At 70.9% G+C, this 17,930-nt stretch carries 17 protein-coding genes; 7 read left to right on the top strand and 10 right to left on the bottom strand.

Annotation, left to right across the window (positions count from 1 at the left end; all coding sequences use genetic code 11):
* Window positions 1–287 precede the first annotated feature (287 nt).
* From QQG74_RS14540 to QQG74_RS14530, 3 genes are all read left to right on the top strand, one after another.
* Window positions 288–968: a DUF305 domain-containing protein gene (locus QQG74_RS14540; protein ID WP_341720816.1), complete on the top strand. Its 681-nt coding sequence runs from the start codon at window positions 288–290 to the stop codon at window positions 966–968.
* 117 nt (window positions 969–1,085) lie between these two features.
* Entirely contained in the window at window positions 1,086–1,598 is a 513-nt protein-coding gene (locus QQG74_RS14535; protein WP_341720815.1) for a DinB family protein, read from the top strand.
* 140 nt (window positions 1,599–1,738) lie between these two features.
* A complete protein-coding gene (locus QQG74_RS14530; protein WP_341720814.1) occupies window positions 1,739–3,616 on the top strand; it encodes a Xaa-Pro dipeptidyl-peptidase in 1,878 nt (625 codons plus the stop codon).
* Here the strand turns inward: QQG74_RS14530 and hpxZ are convergent.
* From hpxZ to QQG74_RS14490, 8 genes are all read right to left on the bottom strand, one after another.
* Window positions 3,606–4,091: an oxalurate catabolism protein HpxZ gene (gene hpxZ, locus QQG74_RS14525; protein ID WP_341720813.1), complete on the bottom strand. Its 486-nt coding sequence runs from the start codon at window positions 4,089–4,091 to the stop codon at window positions 3,606–3,608. The two genes, QQG74_RS14530 and hpxZ, sit on opposite strands and share 11 nt — an antisense overlap.
* The gene (locus QQG74_RS14520; RefSeq protein WP_341720812.1) at window positions 4,088–5,743 is read right to left on the bottom strand and encodes a regulator; all 1,656 of its coding nucleotides are present in this window, start codon (window positions 5,741–5,743) and stop codon (window positions 4,088–4,090) included. The genes hpxZ and QQG74_RS14520 overlap by 4 nt, the downstream gene beginning before the upstream one ends.
* A gap of 12 nt (window positions 5,744–5,755) precedes the next feature.
* The gene (locus QQG74_RS14515) at window positions 5,756–6,448 is read right to left on the bottom strand and encodes a cysteine hydrolase (RefSeq protein ID WP_341720811.1); all 693 of its coding nucleotides are present in this window, start codon (window positions 6,446–6,448) and stop codon (window positions 5,756–5,758) included.
* A gap of 11 nt (window positions 6,449–6,459) precedes the next feature.
* Window positions 6,460–7,146 carry an isochorismatase family cysteine hydrolase gene (locus tag QQG74_RS14510; RefSeq protein ID WP_341720810.1) on the bottom strand — a complete coding sequence of 229 codons (687 nt, stop codon included), beginning with the start codon at window positions 7,144–7,146 and terminating at the stop codon, window positions 6,460–6,462.
* Window positions 7,125–8,657 carry an allophanate hydrolase gene (atzF, locus tag QQG74_RS14505; RefSeq protein WP_341720809.1) on the bottom strand — a complete coding sequence of 511 codons (1,533 nt, stop codon included), beginning with the start codon at window positions 8,655–8,657 and terminating at the stop codon, window positions 7,125–7,127. The genes QQG74_RS14510 and atzF overlap by 22 nt, the downstream gene beginning before the upstream one ends.
* 102 nt (window positions 8,658–8,759) lie before the next feature.
* Window positions 8,760–9,425 (bottom strand): GntR family transcriptional regulator, encoded by a 666-nt coding sequence (locus tag QQG74_RS14500; protein WP_341720808.1) that lies wholly within the window; start codon window positions 9,423–9,425, stop codon window positions 8,760–8,762.
* An 87-nt stretch (window positions 9,426–9,512) separates the two neighbouring features.
* Window positions 9,513–11,231 carry an arginine--tRNA ligase gene (gene argS, locus QQG74_RS14495; RefSeq protein ID WP_341720807.1) on the bottom strand — a complete coding sequence of 573 codons (1,719 nt, stop codon included), beginning with the start codon at window positions 11,229–11,231 and terminating at the stop codon, window positions 9,513–9,515.
* 339 nt (window positions 11,232–11,570) lie between these two features.
* On the bottom strand, window positions 11,571–12,002 hold the full coding sequence (locus QQG74_RS14490; protein WP_341720806.1) for a MarR family winged helix-turn-helix transcriptional regulator: 432 nt from the start codon (window positions 12,000–12,002) through the stop codon (window positions 11,571–11,573).
* A gap of 81 nt (window positions 12,003–12,083) precedes the next feature.
* Here QQG74_RS14490 and QQG74_RS14485 point away from each other — a divergent pair, with 81 nt between their 5' ends.
* Complete coding sequence (locus QQG74_RS14485) at window positions 12,084–13,877, top strand: ABC transporter ATP-binding protein (RefSeq protein WP_341720805.1); 1,794 nt, start codon at window positions 12,084–12,086, stop codon at window positions 13,875–13,877.
* Between the two features lie 88 nt (window positions 13,878–13,965).
* Here the strand turns inward: QQG74_RS14485 and QQG74_RS14480 are convergent, their stop codons facing one another.
* A complete protein-coding gene (locus QQG74_RS14480; RefSeq protein WP_341720804.1) occupies window positions 13,966–14,610 on the bottom strand; it encodes a response regulator transcription factor in 645 nt (214 codons plus the stop codon).
* Window positions 14,607–15,710 (bottom strand): histidine kinase, encoded by a 1,104-nt coding sequence (locus tag QQG74_RS14475; protein WP_341720803.1) that lies wholly within the window; start codon window positions 15,708–15,710, stop codon window positions 14,607–14,609. Before QQG74_RS14475 ends, QQG74_RS14480 begins: the two co-directional genes overlap by 4 nt.
* Before the next feature lie 111 nt (window positions 15,711–15,821).
* On the opposite strand from QQG74_RS14475, the gene QQG74_RS14470 reads away from it, so the two are divergent.
* The 3 genes from QQG74_RS14470 (at window position 15,822) to QQG74_RS14460 (ending at window position 17,930) form a co-directional block, all read left to right on the top strand.
* Window positions 15,822–16,559, top strand: a complete 738-nt coding sequence (locus QQG74_RS14470; protein ID WP_341720802.1) for an ABC transporter ATP-binding protein — start codon at window positions 15,822–15,824, stop codon at window positions 16,557–16,559.
* Window positions 16,556–17,323 (top strand): ABC transporter permease, encoded by a 768-nt coding sequence (locus QQG74_RS14465; protein ID WP_341720801.1) that lies wholly within the window; start codon window positions 16,556–16,558, stop codon window positions 17,321–17,323. The genes QQG74_RS14470 and QQG74_RS14465 overlap by 4 nt, the downstream gene beginning before the upstream one ends.
* Before the next feature lie 100 nt (window positions 17,324–17,423).
* Window positions 17,424–17,930, top strand: a complete 507-nt coding sequence (locus tag QQG74_RS14460; protein ID WP_341720800.1) for a GNAT family N-acetyltransferase — start codon at window positions 17,424–17,426, stop codon at window positions 17,928–17,930.

The raw sequence follows: 17,930 nt of genomic DNA, 5'->3' as shown, positions 1-17,930 counted from the left end.
GAACACCCTTCGTTGTGGATGGAACGGGGGTAGCGGGACCCTAACCTGGGCGACCTTAACTCTATTGTGATTTGAGTCACACACACCGCAGGGCCTCGATCACGATTAGGCAACACCGGGAACACGAATAACCGCAGGAACGACCAATGACATCTTTTCGCCGCCGCCGATCCCTGCTGTCACATCCCCGGTCCGCGTTACGATCCCGGCCAACCTCGGCACCAGGGCGGGAGGCAGTAGTGCTAGGTGTACCGATCCGGAACGTTCTCCGTCAGTCACGGCCGATCGTGCTGATCGAGCTGGCCGTGCTGGCGGTGCTGGCGGTGGGCGCCGCAGCGCTGTTCTGGCTGCCGGACGGCGGAGCGCAGCCGGCGGCGACGGCCAGCCCGTCGGCCTCGATCGAGCTGCCCGGCCTGCCGGACTCCACCGCACCGGTGCTGATGCCCGGCCGCCCCGGTGAGCCGGCGAAGACCGCCGCCGCGAACGAGATGTCGGCCCTGCCGCGTCAGCCGCACAACAACGCGGACGTCCGCTTCGTCGCGATGATGATTCCGCACCACGAACAGGCCCTGGTGATGGCCCGACTGGCGGCCGACCGTGCCGGGAGTCCTCAGCTCAAGAGCATCGCGGAGCGGATCCTGGCGGCCCAGGAACCGGAGATCAAGTTCCTGGAGAACTGGCTGGCCGAGCGGGGCCTCAACCGCGAGTCCGGTGGCGACCACAAGCACACCATGTCCGGCATGCAGTCGGCCGAGGCGCTGAACCGGCTCACCGCCGCACGAGGTGCCGAGTTCGACCGGATGTTCGTCGCCATGATGACCGACCACCACCAGGGCGCGATCACCATGGCCAACGAAGCGCTCACGCTCGGCAGCGACCCCATCATCAACGAGATGGCCAGCAGCGTCGTGGTGGAGCAGAACGTCGAGATCAACCGGATGCGCGACGCGCTGGCCAGCGGAAGCTGACACTCAGCACCGTTGTCGCGGCGGCTGACGGCGGCACTCGGGCAGGCACGTTCGCCGCAGTGGAATGTCGGTGGCAGTCGATAGCGTCCGGGCAACGCCGACGATAAGGGGGCCGTCATGGCCGAGGCAACGCTGTCGCCCGAGCGCGCTGACCTGCTGGACACGCTCCAGATGCATCGTTATTTTCTCCGCCACACCGCCCGTGACCTCACCGACGAGCAGGCCGGCCAGCGCAGCACCGCGAGCGAGCTGTGCATCGGCGGGTTGATCAAACACGTCACGCAGGGCGAGCGGAACTGGACCCGCTTCATCCTGGACGGCAGCGGGATCAGCGGGACCGACCCGGCCGCCATCGAGGAGTACGCCAACGCGTTCCAGATGCTGCCGGGCGAGACCCTGGCCAGCGTGTTCGCCGCGTACGACGAGGTCGCCAAGCACACCGACGACCTGGTGCGTACGCTTCCGGACCTGGACGTCAGCCAGCCGCTGCCCGAGGCACCCTGGTTCGAGCCCGGCGCCCGCTGGTCCGCCCGCCGGGTGCTGCTGCACATCATCGCCGAGACGTCGCAGCACGCCGGCCACGCCGACATCATCCGCGAGACCATCGACGGCGCCAAGTCGATGGGCTGACCGGCCGGGTCGGATCGTGGTCGGATGATCCGTGGGCTCGACGCGGCGGTGTGGCCGGGGTGAGGCGTTAGCATGTGGATCATCGATCCTCATCCACTCCTGGTCGACTCCGGCCACCAGCCGAGCGAAGGGAGACGCGCGTGCGTCGAACTCCCCATCTGGCCCTACTAGCTGTCGGCGTGGCCGGCGCGCTGGCGCTCAGTAGCGCACCGGCGGCAGCCCGGAGCACGCCCGCCGGGGCCACGCCGCCACCGGGCATCGTGGTCAGCGACGGCATGACCCAGCCGGTGTTCTCGCTCGCCGACGCGATCGAGGAACGGGTCTATGTGGAGACCCCGGTGGACACCGATCACGACGGCCGGCGCGACCGGGTGGCGATCGACATCGCCCGCCCCCGGGAGACCGCCACCCATGGCTTCAAGGTGCCGGTCATCTTCGAGCACAGCCCGTACCGCAAGGGCACCTGGGGTGACGTGCCGTACCCGAGTGTGCTGGTGGACGATCTGCCACAGAACGGCCTGACCGGCCGGTCCGGGGCCCGGGCCGGCGAGGTCGAGGCCCAGCGCGCGGTGGCGAAGGCCAACCTGCCCGGCCAGTTGGACGACTACTACGTGCCCCGCGGCTACGCGGTGGTGCTCGGCCAGTCCGTCGGCACCGGCGACTCGGACGGCTGCCCGACCAGCGGCGACCAGGCCGAGACCCTCGGCACCAAGGCGGTCATCGACTGGCTCAACGGCCGGGCGAAGGGATACGACGCGACCGGTGCTCCGGTGACCGCCGACTGGACCACCGGCGCGGTCGGCATGACCGGCGTCTCCTACAACGGCACGCTGCCCAACCAGGTGGCCACCACCGGCGTCGACGGGCTGCGGACCATCGTGCCGGTCGCCGCGATCAGCAGCTGGTACGACTACTACCGGGCCAACGGCCTGGTCGTCGCGCCGGGCGGATACCAGGGCGAGGATGCCGACATCCTGGCCCAGTACACCGCCGGCCGGGCCCGCGCCGAGGGTGCCTGCGCGGACGAGATCGCCGAGCTGACCGCACGGCAGGACCGGGTCACCGGCGACTATGCCAAGTTCTGGCAGGACCGCGACTACCTCGACGCCAAGAAGGTCAAGGCCAGCGTCCTGGTGGTGCACGGCCTCAACGACTGGAACGTCCGCACCGAGCACTTCGCCGGCTGGTGGGACGCGCTGGCCAAGCGAAACGTGCCGCGCAAGCTCTGGCTGCACCAGGGCGGGCACAGCAGCCCCGGCAACACCGCGTCGGTGACCCTGCCCGACGGCCGCACCTGGACCTGGAAGCAGACCGAGAACCGCTGGTTCGACTACTGGCTGTGGAATGTCCGCAACGGCATCATGGACGAGCCGACCGCAGTCGTGCAGCGGGAGGACCGGGTCTACACCACCTACCGCAACTGGCCCGATCCGGCCGCCCGTGCGGTCGCGCTGCACTTTGCCGCCACCGACGCCACCGCCCCCGGTACGCTCACCTCGCGCAAATCACCGAAGACCAAGGTGGAGCAGCGCTTCGTCGACGAGGGTCGGACCATCGCGCCGACCACCCTGGTCGCTGGTCCCGACACGGCCAGTGCGCACCGACTCCTCTACCGCTCCCCCGCGCTGACCGACGAGGTCCGCTTCGCCGGGCGTCCGGAGATGCGGCTGCGCATGGCGATCGACAACAAGCCGGGCGCAAACCTGACCGCATATCTCGTCGACTACGGGCCGACCGGCACGCCGACCGTGGTGACCCGGGGCTGGATGGACCCGCAGAACCGCACCAGCGCCGCCCGCACCCAGCCGATCAAGCAGGGCAAGCTGTACGACTTCCGGTGGACCTTGGAGCCGAAGGACTACGTCTTCCCGGCCGGTCACCGGATCGGCGTGGTGGTCTTCTCCACCGACCAGGCACACACCCTGCTGCCGCTGGGCGGCACCGAGCTGCGGGTCGCCCCGCACCACAGCCAACTACGCCTGCCCGTAGTCGGCGGCAAACCGGCCCTCACCTTCTAGCCCGCCCCACCCCTGAGCGTTGATCATGAGGTTGGCGGCAGTCGTTGATCTCCAGACTGCCGTCAACCTCATGGTCAACGGGAGGAGTCGGTGGCAGCGGCGTGGAGACGTGGGCGGTGACGATGCGCCAGCCGGCCGGAAGGCGTACCCAGGTCTGGGTCTGCCGGCCGGTGGCGGCGGTGCCGGCGTACCCGAATCGGGTGGTGACCACCGCGACGTCCGGGCCGAAGGTGGTGACCAGGGGATCGACCAGCCGGCGGCCGGGTGGCAGCGGAGGTTGCGCGGCGCGCCACTTGTGCTGCTCGTCGAGGCCGTACTGATGGTCGGCGATGCCGAAGCGTACGGTCCGGCCGGAGTCCCAGAAGAATCCGCAGATCCGGTCCGGGTCGCCGTCGACAAGTGCCTGTTCGTAGGCGGCGAAAGCCGCCGTCACCTCGGCCACCACGTCGGGGCGGTCGATCTCCATGCTTGTCATGCGGAGACGGGCCCCCGATCGGCGGCACGGACCGACCCGGTGCCATCGGCCGGCTCGGTGTCGTCAGCCGGAGCCGGCGCGGTACCGCCGTGCCGGCGGTCCAGCTCGATTTCCGCGGGCTCGGGGACCCGGGGCGGATACTTGCCGAGCGCGAAGATCGCGCAGATCACCGCCACGAAGAGGTAGCCGAGCGCGACCTGCCCGTTGGCGTTCCACCGGACCTCCTCGCCGTGGATCAGACCGATGAAGGCCAGTACCGCGCCGGAAGCGGCGAAGATCGCCGCCTGGACGAAGCGTTTGTCGATGATGAAGGCGACGATCGCGCCGAGCACCAGGCCGGCGAGGATGGCGCCCTCACCGAGGATGCGCAGGCCGTCGTAGACCACCCCGGCACCGGCCAGGGCCTCGTCGCCGACCTGGGCCGCAGTGGTGCCCGCCGCTGCCAGGGCGTTGTTCATCTGCCCGGTCGCCCAGGCCGCGATGTTGGGAATCAGCGCCGCCACCACCGCCGCGGCGTGCGCCCGGGGCGTGGCCTGGAAGGCCTGCGCGCCGATCAGGAGACCGATGTAGAGCAGGATCGGCACGATCGCCGCGGTCGGGAAGATCGCGCCGAGCAGGGAGAACATGCCGAGAAAGCAGAGCAGCGCGATGACGATCCCGGTCGCCATCGAGTAGCCGCTCCGCCCGCCGGCCGCCTTCCAACCCGGATGACCGACGTAGACCGCCGGCGGGAACGGTGAGCCGAGCGCCGAGCCGATCACCGCACCGGCGCCGTCGGCGAGCAGTACGCTGCGCAGGTTGTAGCTGTCCCCGGCGGTGGCCGCGCTCTCCACGTTGGTCATCGCCTCGGTGAAGTTGTAGACGCCCAGCGGGATGGCGGTGGCCAGCAGCGGCGCCATGTCGGTCAGGCCGCGCCAGAGCAGGTCGAGTTGGAGGCTGGGGAAGGCGAACGCGATGTCCCGCGCCGCCGCCGTGACGTCCGGCACCGACATCGCTCCGCCGAGCCAGCCGATCGCGGTGCCGAGCAGCAGGGCGGCCAGCCCGATCGGGAAGTTGAACGGCAGCTTGACGTCGGTGAGCAGGCCGATCAGCAGCAGTGCGAAGACCGGTAGGGCGATCCAGGCGAGCCGCCACATCTGACCGGCCGGGTTCATCGAGATGAAGGTGATGGAGATGCCGGCAAGGGTGCCGAGCAGCGCCGCCCGGGGTGTGTACCGGCGGATGTACGGGCCGACGAACGCGCCGATCAACACGATCACGCCGATGATGAAGGCCCACGCCAGCCCCGCCTCCCAGGCCCGGATCGGGTCGCCGGTACGCAGGAAGATCGGCAGCATGATGACGAAGATGACGATGAACATGTGCGGCACGCTCGGCCCGTACGGCAGGGCGGTCACGTCGCTGCGCTGCTCCCGGCGGGCCAGCCGTCGGGCCAGATACGTGTAGTAGATGTTGCCGGCGACCAGGGCGATGCCGAGCGCCGGCAGGATCGTGCCGAACACCTCCCGCTCCGGCAGGTTCACCACGAAGACACAGAGCCCGGTCAGGGTGAGCACGTTGACCAGGACGTTGACGCCGAACCCGAAGAACGCGTTGGTGTCGCCGCGCACCCAGTACGCGGGCCCGGCGGCGGTGGATCTGGTGGAGACCATGGCTGCTCCCGGTCAGGAGGAGGGTTGCAAGACGGGGGTGGTGGGCAGCACGGCGAGCACGTCCGTCGAGTCGGCGACCCATCCGAAGATCCCGCCCTGGGCGGCGATCATGTCGAGCCCGACCCGGTGGAACTCGGGAAAGTAGGAGCCGACGCAGTCGGCGAGCACGAGGCACTCGTACCCGCGGTCGTTGGCCTCCCGGACGGTGGTGTGCACGCACACCTCGGTGGTGACCCCGGTGATCAGCAGGCTGTGAATCTTCCGTTCGGCGAGCAGCCCGGCCAGTCCGGTGGCGTGGAAGGCGCCCTTGCCCGGCTTGTCGATGACCGGCTCGCCGGGCAGCGGCGCGAGTTCGTCGACGATGTCGTGGCCGTACTCGCCCCGGATCAGAATCCGCCCCTTGGGTCCGGGATCACCGATGCGCGTGCTCGGTGCGCCCCGGTTGAGCTTGGCCGGCGGGCAGTCGGAGAGGTCGGGCAGGTGCCCCTCGCGGGTGTGCACGACGGTCAGACCCGCCGCGCGGGCGCCGGCCAGCAGCGCCGTCAGGGGCGCGATGGTCCGCCGCAACTGACTCACGTCGTTGCCCAGGCTCTCGCCGAAACCACCGGGTTCCAGGAAGTCGCGCTGCATGTCGATGACGAGCAGCGCCGTGGTCGAGGGATCGAAGGTGTACGGGGAAGGCCGCGCGGCGGCGATGGTCAACATGCGCACCTCACTCAACTGATGGCGGCGATGACGTCCTCGGAGGTGGCGACGCAGCCGAAGACGCCGCCCTGCATGGTCACCATGTGCAGCGCCGCCTCGTGGTTGCCCTTGTCGGTGGCGCCGGTGCAGTCGGAGAGGATGAGGCACTCGTAGCCCCGGTCGTTCGCCTCCCGCATGGTGGTGTGGACGCAGACGTCGGTGGTGATGCCGGTGAGGATCAGGTGGGTGATGCCCCGGGTACGCAGCACCAGGTCGAGGTTGGTGGCGTAGAAGGCACCCTTGCCCGGCTTGTCGATGACCACCTCGCCGGGTATCGGGGCCACCTCGGGCACGATCTCCCAGCCGGGTTCGCCCTTGACCAGGATCCGACCGCACGGGCCGGCCGCGCCGATCTCGGCACCGATGCGGGCCGAGCGCCAGCGTTTGTTCGCCGGCAGGTCGGACAGGTCCCGATCGTGCCCCTCGCGGGTGTGCACGACAAGCATGCCGAGCGATCGGGCGTGGTCCAGCAGCCGGGCGGTGGCCGGCAGGCCGGCCCGGGTCAGCCCGATGTCGTAGCCCATCGCGTCGACGTAGCCGCCCGGCCCGCAGAAGTCGGTCTGCCAGTCGATGCAGAGCAGGGCGGTACGCGCGGTGTCGGCCGCGCCGTCGTACGGCCAGGAATAGGGGTTGGCCGTTACCGGCCCGATCCGGCCCATCCTCGCTCTCCTCCCGGGGTCAGCTGTGCGGCGGCGAGCGGTTGCTCCCCGTCCTCGACGAATGCGCTGCCGACGGCAGCGGGCTCGGTGCCGACAACCGTGGGTCCGGCGCCGACAACCGTGGGTCCGGCGCCGACAACCGTGGGCTCGGTGCTGACGGCAGTGGGTTCGCCGCCGAAAGCGGCGGCGAGCCGGGCCAGGGTGGTGTCGGTGCAGGCCGGGCCGACAAGGGTCAGGCTCGCCGGGCGGCCGGCGGCGGTGAACCCGTTCGGCACGGTCACCGCGGCCAGGTCGAGCAGGTTCGCGAACTGGGTGTAGCGGCCGAGCATCGCGTTGCGCCCGATCGGATCCTCGGCGATCTCGTCGAGCGTGAAGGTGGTGCCGACGGTGGGCACCACCAGCACATCGATCTCCTGCCACAGCTGGTCGACCCGGGCCCGCAGCTCGCGCAGCCGGTGCCAGCCCCGGAAGGCGTCGATCGCGTCGTAGCGCCGCCCGGTCTCCAGCACGGCCCGGGTGACCGGCAGGACCGCCTCGGGATGTGCCCGGAGGAAGCCGTCCAGCCCGGTGAGCCGCTCGGCCACCCAGGGTCCCTGGTAGAGCAGGTCGCCCGCCTCGGTGAAGGCGGCCAGCGGCACCTGACGGGTCCGCGCGACCAGCGCACGCAGCCGCTGGACCCCGGCGGCGAACCGGACCGCCTGCCCGGCATCGCCGAAGAATTCGAGGTCTTCTGCCCGGGGTACGCCGAGGCGTAGCGTCCCCGGCATGCGGGCCACCACCCGCTCCGCGGGCAGCGACCGCCCCCAGGGATCGGCCGCCGAGATGCCACGGGCGGTGTGCAGCACCGCCAGCGCACCGGCGACATCGGTGGCGAAGACCGAGACGCAGTCCAACGAGCGGCAGGCCGGCACCACCCCGGCCGTGCTGAGCAGGCCCCGGGTGGGTTTCAGCCCGACGATCCCGTTCAGCGCCGCCGGCACCCGACCGGAGCCGGCGGTGTCCGTACCCAGGGCGAAGCAGACCTGGCCGGCGGCGACCGCCACCGCCGAGCCGGAGCTGGAACCGCCGGAGATGAGGCCGCCGCCGAAGACGCTCTCGCAGCTGCCGTACGGCGAACGGGCACCGGTCAGCCCGGTGGCGAACTGGTCCAGGTTGGTCTTGCCGACGAGCAGCGCACCGGCGTCGAGCAGCCGGCGTACCACTGGCGCGTCCTCCACGGCCCGGTATCCGAACTCCGGGCAGCCGGCCGTGGTGACCAGCCCGGCGACGTCGATGTTGTCCTTGACCGCGAACGGGATGCCGTACAGCGGCAGCGTGACCGGATCGCCCTCGCGGGTCAGCGACTCGGCCCGGGCGCGCAGGTGCTCGGCCGACAGGGTGCTGATCCAGACCGGTCCCCCGTCCCGGCCGGCCAGCCCGGCCAGGACGCGTTCGACCAGCTCGACGGGGGTCAGTCCGGCATGGAGGTACGCCGACCGCAGCTCGGAGACCGATCCGATCCGTTCTGGCATACAGTCGATTGTCGACAGTGCGGTTACATGCAGACGCGCGAAATGTAACGGCGCGATGACGCGCGGCCGGGCACCACCCGGCCGCGCGGACCGGCATCGGTCCTACCCGAGGTAGGAGCGCGCCCCGTGCCCGGAGAGCACGGCCAGGACCGCCTCCGGGTCTCCCCCGGCGACGGCCTCGAAGAGCCGCTCGTGCCGGTACACCCCGTCCAGCGGCTGCGCCGTCTCCGCCTCGCGCCGCAGGTTTATCGCCATGTAGAGCTGCAACTTCATCAGGATCGAGTCGTACACCGCGGAGAGCTGCCGATTGCCGGCGAGCCCCACAAGCGCGACGTGGAACGTCCGGTGTGACTCGGCGACGGCCAGCCGGTCACCGGCCCGGGTCGCCTCCCGCATCTGGTCCAGCGCCGCCCGCAGCCCGACGAGGTCGCTCTCCCGCCGGACCGGGACCGCTGTCCGCACCGCGAACCGTTCCAGCACGTCACGCAGCTCGTACAGCTCCCGCACGTCCCGGTCGGAGAGGGTGGCGACCCGGACCCCGCGCCGGGGAATGTGCTCGACCAACCCCTGCTGGGCCAACAACCGCAGTGCCTCCCGCAGGGGTGCCCGGCTGATCCCGAGCCGTCGGGTGAGCTGCTCCTCCACCAGGCGTTCACCCGGATCACTCTTGCCGCTGAGGATCTCCCGGGTCAGCCGGGAAACCGCGAGGTCCACCAGACTGACACTCTCCAACTCGCCGTCCACCGGCGACGCGGCCACCTCGTTCACCCCGACGAGTCTGCCACCCGCCGCCACGCCGACCGGCGTGGCGGCGGCCGGGCCCGCTCCTCGCTGTGGTTCCCCGACGCTCGACTGCTACATCCGGTCCGGGGTGGCGATGCCGAGCAGGTAGAGCCCCCGGCGCAGGACCCGGGCGGTGAGGTCGCACAGGGCCAGCCGGCTGTCGCGTACCTCGCCCTCGGCGCGCAGCACCGGGCAGTGTTCGTAGAAGCCGCTGAAGGTGGCGGCGAGGGTGTGCAGGTAGCCGGCGAGGCGGTGGAACTCCAGGGTGCGTTCGACGCCGGTGACGACGGTGCCGAAGTTGGCCAGTTCGAGGGCGAGGGCGTGTTCGGCCGGGTGCCCGATCACGATCGGGCCGGCGGCGAACTCGTCGATGCCGGCGCGCCGGAAGATGGACCGGATCCGGGCGTGGGCGTATTGCAGGTACGGGGCGGTGTTGCCGTCGAGGGAGAGCATCCGCTGCCAGTCGAAGACGTAGTCCTTGACCCGGTCGGTGGACAGGTCGGCGTACTTGATGGCGCCGATGCCGACCGCGCGGGCGACCTCGGCGATGGCCGCGTCGGGCAGCTCGGGGTTCTTCTGCCGGGCCAGTTCGGCGGCCCTGGTCACGGCCTCGTCGAGCAGTTCGACGAGTTTGATCGAGCCGCCGGCCCGGCTGCGCAGCATCTTGCCGTCCGCGCCGAGGATGGAGCCGAAGCCGACGTGTTCGGCCGTCGCCGGTGGGCGCAGCCAACCGGCCTGCCGGGCCACCGCGTACACCATCTCGAAGTGCTGGCGTTGCGGCAGGCCGACGACGTAGAGCAGCCGGGTGGCACCGAGATTCTGGGTGCGGTGGCGGATCGCGGCGAGGTCGGTGGCGCCGTAGCCGTACCCGCCGTCGCGTTTGCGCACGATGATCGGCAGCGGCTGCCCGTCGCGGCCGGTGAACCCGTCCGGGAAGACGCAGGCCGCGTCGCCGCTGTCGCGCAGCAATCCGAGCCGGTCCAACTCGTCGGTCACCGGGGCGAGCATGTCGTTGTAGTAGCTCTCGCCGTAGAAGTCCTCCCCGGTGAGCAGCACCCCGAGCTGGTCGTAGACGGTGAGGAAGTACTTCTCCGACTCGGCGACCAGCAGCCGCCACAACCGCAGCGTCAACTCGTCGCCGCCTTGCAGGGCGACCACCCGGAGCCTGGCCCGCTCCTTGAACTCGTCCTCGGCGTCGAACTTGACCCGAGCCGCCTTGTAGAACGAGTCCAGGTCACCGACGGACAACTCGTGGGCCGCCGCCGACTCGCCCAGGTCGAGCAGATGCTCGATGAGCATCCCGAACGGGGTGCCCCAGTCCCCCAGGTGATTGGCCTTGATCACCCGGTGCCCGCGCCAGGTGAGCAGCCGGACGGTGGCGTCGCCGATGACTGTCGACCGGAGGTGACCGACATGCATCTCCTTTGCCACGTTCGGCGCCGAGTAGTCCACGATCACCGTCTCCGGCGCGGCGCTTGGCGCGACGCCGAGCCGGTGGTCGGCGGCCATCGTCGACAGCAGCGTGTCGAGCGCCGGGTCGGCGACGGTCAGGTTGATGAAGCCCGGACCGGACACCGCCACCGCCGAACACAGGTCCGCCAACTGCGCCCGATCGACGACCTCGGTGGCGATGTCCCGTGGTGGACGGCCGAGCCGGCGGGCCAGGGACAGCGCCGCGTCGGACTGGTAATCCGCGTGCTGCGACCGCCGCACGACCGGGTCGACCGGTCCGCCGGCCACCGCCGAGAACGCCTGCGCCAGCCGGTCGGCAAGCAACTTCTCAAGATCCATGAAGGTACGCCAATCTCGCTCCGATCCACGCGCACACGCGGTGGATCTTCCGGGGGATGCGCGGAGAGCGGATCGATCGACGACCACGAAGACCAGGCGGATCGATCCGCCGGTCGCCGCAGGTGGTCAGCTCAGGCGGTCGAGGACGGCTCGCAGGCGAGCCAAGGTTCGCTCACGTCGAAGGACGGAACGGAGTGAAACCGCGAAGCGTGCCACGGCCACAGCATAAGCCGACAGCGCCCTCCCGGCTCGGGTGATTTGCCGGTTGCGGCGGCGCTGCCATCGACGGCAACCCTGCGTGGCCAGCGGCCGGGAGGCGTCCGCGTTCTCCCACGCAGATCAGGCGCGCAGGGTACGCAGGATGCGGGTCAACTCGGCCCGGTCGGCGTCGTCGAGGTGACCGAAGAAGCGGTCCGCCTCGGCCCGGCGCGCCGCCCGGATGTCGGCGCTGACCCGGTGCCCCTGCTCGGTGAGCGCGACCAGGGTGGCCCGCCGGTCGGCCGGATCGGGTCGGCGCGTGACCAGCCCACGGGCCTGGAGATCGTCGATGACCTCGGTGGCCGAGCGGGGCGCGATGCGCAGTTGCTCGGCGAGCACGCCGGGGCGCACCTCGCCGTGCCGGACCAGCACGCCGAGCGCCCGGGACTGGCTCGGGGTGACCGCCCAGGGCGCGAGGGACTCGCGGATCTGCCGGCGCAGCCGTGACGCCACCGCCCAGAACGTCTCCGCCAGGCTCTCGTCGTCAGCGCTGCCGGTGGTGGGCTCGGTCACCGGAATACGGTAACACGGAATGCGGTTGTTACCTCATGATGAGGTAACCTCAACATTGTTTCCGGCGAAAGGTGGTTCCCCTTGGAACCGATCCCCTCCGGCCGCGACCGCGGTCACCGCACCCTCAGCGCCGAGGAGAAGGCGCAGGCCCGCCAGGTGTCGCTGCGTCGTATCGGCCGCCTCTTCAGCCCCCACCGGCCCGCGCTGGCCGCCGTCACCACGATCATCGTGGTCTCCTCGGTCATCGCGATGGCCACGCCGTTCCTGCTGCGTACGGTGATCGACCGGGCCCTGCCGGAAGGCGACGTGACCCTGCTGGTCTGGCTGGTCCTCGGCATGGTCGCGGTGGCCGCCGTGACCGCCGTCCTCGGCGTGGTGCAGACCTGGCTCTCCACCCGGGTCGGTCAGCAGGTCATGCACCGGCTGCGTACCGACGTCTTCAGTCACCTTCAGCGGCAGTCACTCGGCTTCTTCACCCGCACCCGCACCGGCGAGGTGCAGTCAAGGATCACCAACGACATCGGTGGCATGCAGTCGGTGGTCACCTCCACCGCCACCGCCGTCGCGGCCAACCTCACCACCGTGGTCGCGACCGCGGTCGCCATGGTGGCGCTCTCCTGGCAACTCTCCCTGGTCTCGCTGGTCGTGCTGCCACCGGCGATCTGGCTGACCCGCCGGGTCGCCCGGATGCGCCGCGAGATCACCGCGCAACGCCAGCGTGAACTCGCCGACCTCAACGTCACGGTCGAGGAAGGGCTGTCGATAAGTGGGGTGCAGTTGGCCAAGACCCTCGGTACCGGGCCGGCGCTCATCGACCGGTTCACCGCCTCCTCGGCCCGACTTGTCGACCTGGAGTTGCGTAGCGAGGTGGCCGGTCGCTGGCGGATGGCCTCGATGAGCATCATCTTCGCCGCCGTACCGGCGGTCATCTACCTCGCCGCCGGCCTGCCCGGCACCGCCGGCACCCTGAGCATCGGCACCCTGGTCGCCTTCACCACCCTCCAGGGCGGCCTGTTCCGGCCGCTGATGGGGCTGCTCAACGTCGGCGTCTCGCTCGCCGCGTCGCTGGCGCTGTTCGCCCGGATCTTCGAGTACCTGGACCTGCCGGTGGACGTGGCCGACCCCACCGAACCGGTCCACCTCGACCCCGCCGGGGTACGCGGACACCTGCGGCTGACCGACGTCACCTTCACCTATCCGGGCAGCGACACCGCCGCGCTCGCCGGCATCACCCTCGACGTGCCCGCCGGCTCCAGCCTGGCCGTGGTGGGCGAGACCGGCTCCGGCAAGAGCACCCTCGCCGGACTGATCAGCCGGCTGTACGACCCGACCGCAGGCCAGGTCACCATCGACGGCGTCGACCTGCGTGGCCTGCGCCTGGCCGACCTGACCGCGATCGTCGGCGTGGTCAGCCAGGAGACGTACCTGCTGCACAACACGGTTCGGGAGAACCTGCGCTACGCCCGCCCGGACGCCACGGACGTCGAGATCGAGCAGGCCGCCCGCGCCGCCCAGATCCACGACCTGATCGCCGGTCTGCCCGACGGGTACGACACCCTGGTCGGCTCTCGCGGCCACCGATTCTCCGGCGGCGAGAAACAGCGCCTGGCCATCGCCCGTACGCTGCTGCGGGACCCACGCATCCTGGTGCTCGACGAGGCCACCAGCGCGCTGGACACCGAGACCGAACGGGCCGTACAACGGGCGTTCGAGGTGCTCGCCGAGGGGCGTACCACGATCACCATCGCCCACCGGCTCGCCACGGTCCGGGCCGCCGACCAGATCGTGGTGCTCGACCACGGCCGGGTCGTCGAGGCCGGCGACCACGACAGCCTGCTGAACCGCAACGGCCGCTACGCCACCCTGGCCGGCTGAGCGCGTCCGGTTCGACCGGCCGGCCAGCAGCGGGCCGTCGGTGGGCTGCTCCTTCGACCGGCCAGCCCGGAAGACCGCCGCCGGTGGGCTACTCCAGGATGCCCTCGTGCAGGGCGCGGAGCACGGCGTTCGTCCGGTCCCGGGCACCGAGCTTGGTGAGGATCGTGGAGACGTGGTTCTTGACGGTGCCCTCGGCGAGGAAGAGGATTCCGGCGATCTCGCGGTTGCTGTAGCCGTGCGCGACCAGCCGCAGCACCTCCTGCTCGCGTTCGGTGAGGCTCGGCACGGCGGGCGCGTCCGGCCCGGCCGGCGAGGGTCCGGAGCGGATCGCCCGCAGCATCCGGTCGGTGATCGACGGGGCGATCAGCGTGCCGCCCTCGGCGAGCGTGTGGATGGCCCGGGTGAGCTGGGCCAGCGTCACGTCCTTGAGCAGGTAGCCACGGGCGCCCGCGCGGAGCGCGCCCAACACCAGTGCGTCGTCGTCGAAGGTGGTGAGCACCAGCACCGGGATGTCGATCTCGGCGGCCCGCAGTTGCTCGATCGTCCAGATGCCGTCGAAGCGGGGCATCCGCAGGTCGAGCAGGATCACGTCCGGTGCGGTCCGCGCGATGACGTCGAGCGCGGCCCGGCCGTCGGCGGCCTCACCGACCACGTCGATGTCGGCGACCTCGAGCAGCCCCCGGATGCCCTGCCGGATGAGGGTCTGGTCGTCGACGACCACCACGCGGGTCATGCCGCCGGCACCCGGGCGGTCACCCGGAATCCGCCCTCGCCCTCGACGGCCAGGTCGCCGCCGAGGGCCTGGAATCGTTCGCGGAGGCCGCGCAGCCCGTTGCCGAACACCGGGTCCCGTGCGCCGCGTCCATCGTCACGCGCGTCGAGGACGGTGCCGCCGTCGTCACCGGTGACCGAGATCCGCAGCTCACGCGCTTCGGCGTGCCGGATCGTGTTCGTGATGATCTCCTGCGTCGCGCGGACGAAGGCCGCGCCACGTTCCTCGTCCACCCGCACCCCGGGCGAGACCTCGATCGACACGTCGAGGCCCGGCAGGTCACGAGCCATCCGGCGGAGCGCCTGTTCGAGATCGGGAGTCTCGGTTCTCAGCTGCCCCACCGTGCTGCGCACGTCGCCGAGGAGTTCCCGGGCGACCCGGTCGGCGCGCTCCACGTGCCGCCGCGCCGCCGCACCGTCGAGGTGCCGGGCAGTCTCCAGTTCGAGGGTCAGCACGGTCAGCTGGTGACCGATCAGGTCATGCAGTTCCCGGGAGATCCGCAGCCGCTCCTCGGTACGGGCCGATTCCTCAAGCCGGAAGCCGGCCGCCGTCAGTTCGACGTGCGCCGCGGCGAGTTCGCGGCGCATCCGCTGTTCCCGCAGCAGGGTGATCGAGCTGAGCAGCGAGGCCAACTGGATGAGCAGGTAGAAGCCCACGGTCAGGGCCAACTCCACGGGCGCGGACGTGGCCGGCAGCGCGACGAGGGTGATCACCGCCGTGTTCAGGCCGACCACGACCAGGCCCGCGTAGAGCGGGACCAGGTAGACGCTCACCGCGGCGGTGAAGACCAGCAGGACCGGCAGGAGCCCCAGGTGACGCGCGGAGAGCACGAGCGCCCAGGCGGCGACGACCGCCACGCCGAACACCACGTGGCGCGACCGGCCCGACGCGGGCGCGGCCACCGAGGCGAGCAGGGCGCAGAGGAAGAGAACGAAGAGGGCGATCCACAAACTCTGCGGAATCACCAGCTCGGCGACGCCGAACAGGCCGGGCACGGCGACCGCGACCGCCACCACGAGCATGGCGAGGCCCGACCACTCCTCCGTGCCGACACGTCGCATGATCCCCACTGTAGGCCGGTCACCGCCCCGGTCACCCGTGCCGGAAGTCATGGCCGAAGGTGGTTACTTCCGGCACAGGATTCGTCCCGGCGTCGGCCGTAGCGTTCGGGTATGACCAGTTCCGAGCCGGCCATCCTCGCCGAGAACCTCGCCAAGCGTTACGGCCGCACCCAGGCGGTCGTCGATGTGAGCCTGCGGGTCGACAGCGGCGAGACGATGGGCATCCTCGGCACCAACGGTGCCGGGAAGACGACCACCGTCGAGATGATCGCCGGGCTGCGCGGTCCCGACCGGGGGCGGATCCGCGTGCTCGGCCTCGATCCCCGCCGCGACCGGGCCCGGCTCCGGCAGGTGCTCGGCGTACAGCTTCAGAACGCCTACCTGCACCATGCCCTGCGCGTCACGGAGCTGGTCGAGCTGTACCGCAGCTTCTACCCCGCGCCCCGGCCCACCGACGAACTGCTGGACCTGGTCGACCTGGCCGAGCAGCGGCGGACCATCTTCGAGAAGCTCTCCGGCGGTCAGAAGCAGCGACTCTCGATCGCCCTGGCGCTGGCCGGTCGGCCGCGCGTGGTGATCCTCGACGAGCTGACCACCGGCCTGGATCCGGCGGCCCGACGGCGCATGTGGGGCACGATCGAGCGGCTGCGGGCCGACGGGGTGACCATCCTGCTGGTCAGTCACGCGATGGAGGAGGTCGAACGGCTCTGTGACCGGGTCGCCGTGATCGACGCCGGCCGGGTCCTCGCGCTCGACACCCCCGCGGGTCTCGTTGCGCGCACGGGCGCGGCGAACCTCGACGACGCGTTCGTCGCGTTGACCGGCAAGGACCTGGAGGTGACGGCATGAGCACCCTGGTCGCGACGCACCGCCCCGGGCTGCGCTCCCTGCTCATCCTCGTCGGCTGTGAGGCGAAGATGGTCATGCGGGACACCGCCGGGCTGATCGTCCCGTTGGGCCTGCCGCTGCTGATCCTGCTGACCAGCGCCTCCTCGGCGACCGACCAGGTCGTCGTGAACGGGCGTACGGCACTGGACGTGTTCGTCCTGCCGATCGTGCTCACCATGGTCATCGCCATGATCGGCATCATCAACATGCCGAGTTTCCTCGCCTACTACCGGCGCAGCGGCATCCTGCGCCGGCTCGCGGTCACTCCCGCGTCACCGGCCATGGTCCTCGCCGCGCAGGCGATCGTCGGTCTGCTCCAGACGATCATCGGCATCGCGGGGGCGCTCACCGTCGCGTTCGTCGTGTTCGGCGCCAACCCGCCCGCCCACGCCGCGACCGCGCTCGGCGTGCTCGGCCTGACGATGGCGGCGATGTACGCCACCGGCATGATCGTCGCCGCGGTCGCGCCCACCCCGAACTCGGCCGTCGCCATCGGTCTGGTCATCTTCTTCGCCGTCGGCGCCCTCGGCGGGATGTTCGGCGGCCGGGACGCGCTGCCCGAGCCGCTCGCCGAGATCGGCGGCTGGCTGCCCTTCGGCGCCGCCGTCGAGGCCCTCTCCGCCGCCTCGGCCGGCACCGCCGTCGAGGTCGCCCACCTGCTCGCTCTCGGCGGCACGGTCGTGGTGGGCGCCGTGGTGGCGGGTCTGCTCTTCCGCTGGGAGTAAGAGCGACCGGCAACAGGGCTGGTAGGCCTGCCACCAACCGCGCCATCCCGACCCCGTCTGCGCCACCTGCGCCGGGATCATCGGGCGCGAGAATGGGCCAATGGAGCAACTGACGGTACGCGACCGCGACGGCAGCGACCTGCCGGCATGTGTCGAGATGCTCGCCGAGGTGCACCGCTCGGACAGCTACCCGCTCAACTGGCCGGTCGAGCCGTACCGCTGGTTGTCACCGCCGGGGCTGCGGCACGCGTGGGTCGCCGAGGCCGACGACGCCGGGCTGGTCGGGCATCTCGCCCTGCATCAGGTCCCGGCCACCGGCGACGACCAGGAGCGCGCGGAGGTGTCCCGGCTCTTCGTCGCGCCCGCCTTCCGCCGGCACCGGGTCGGCATCGCCCTGCTCGCACAGGCGCGGCGGTGGGCGACCGAGCACCGGATCGAGCTGATCCTGGAGGTCGTCGACGACCGCCGGTCGCCGGCCGTCGCGCTGTACGAGCGCGACGGCTGGCAACACACCGCCACCGAGACGGCCGACTGGACCGCTCCGGACGGCAGCCCGGTCACCCTGCGGCGCTATGCGCTACCGCCCGGCGGGCAGGTGGCGCGGTGA

Origin of the sequence: Micromonospora sp. FIMYZ51 (assembly GCF_038246755.1) — a bacterium.
Classification (GTDB): Bacteria; Actinomycetota; Actinomycetes; order Mycobacteriales; family Micromonosporaceae; genus Micromonospora.
The sequence above is the reverse complement of the archived record's forward strand: the minus strand, read 5'-3'. Positions and strand labels throughout refer to the sequence as shown.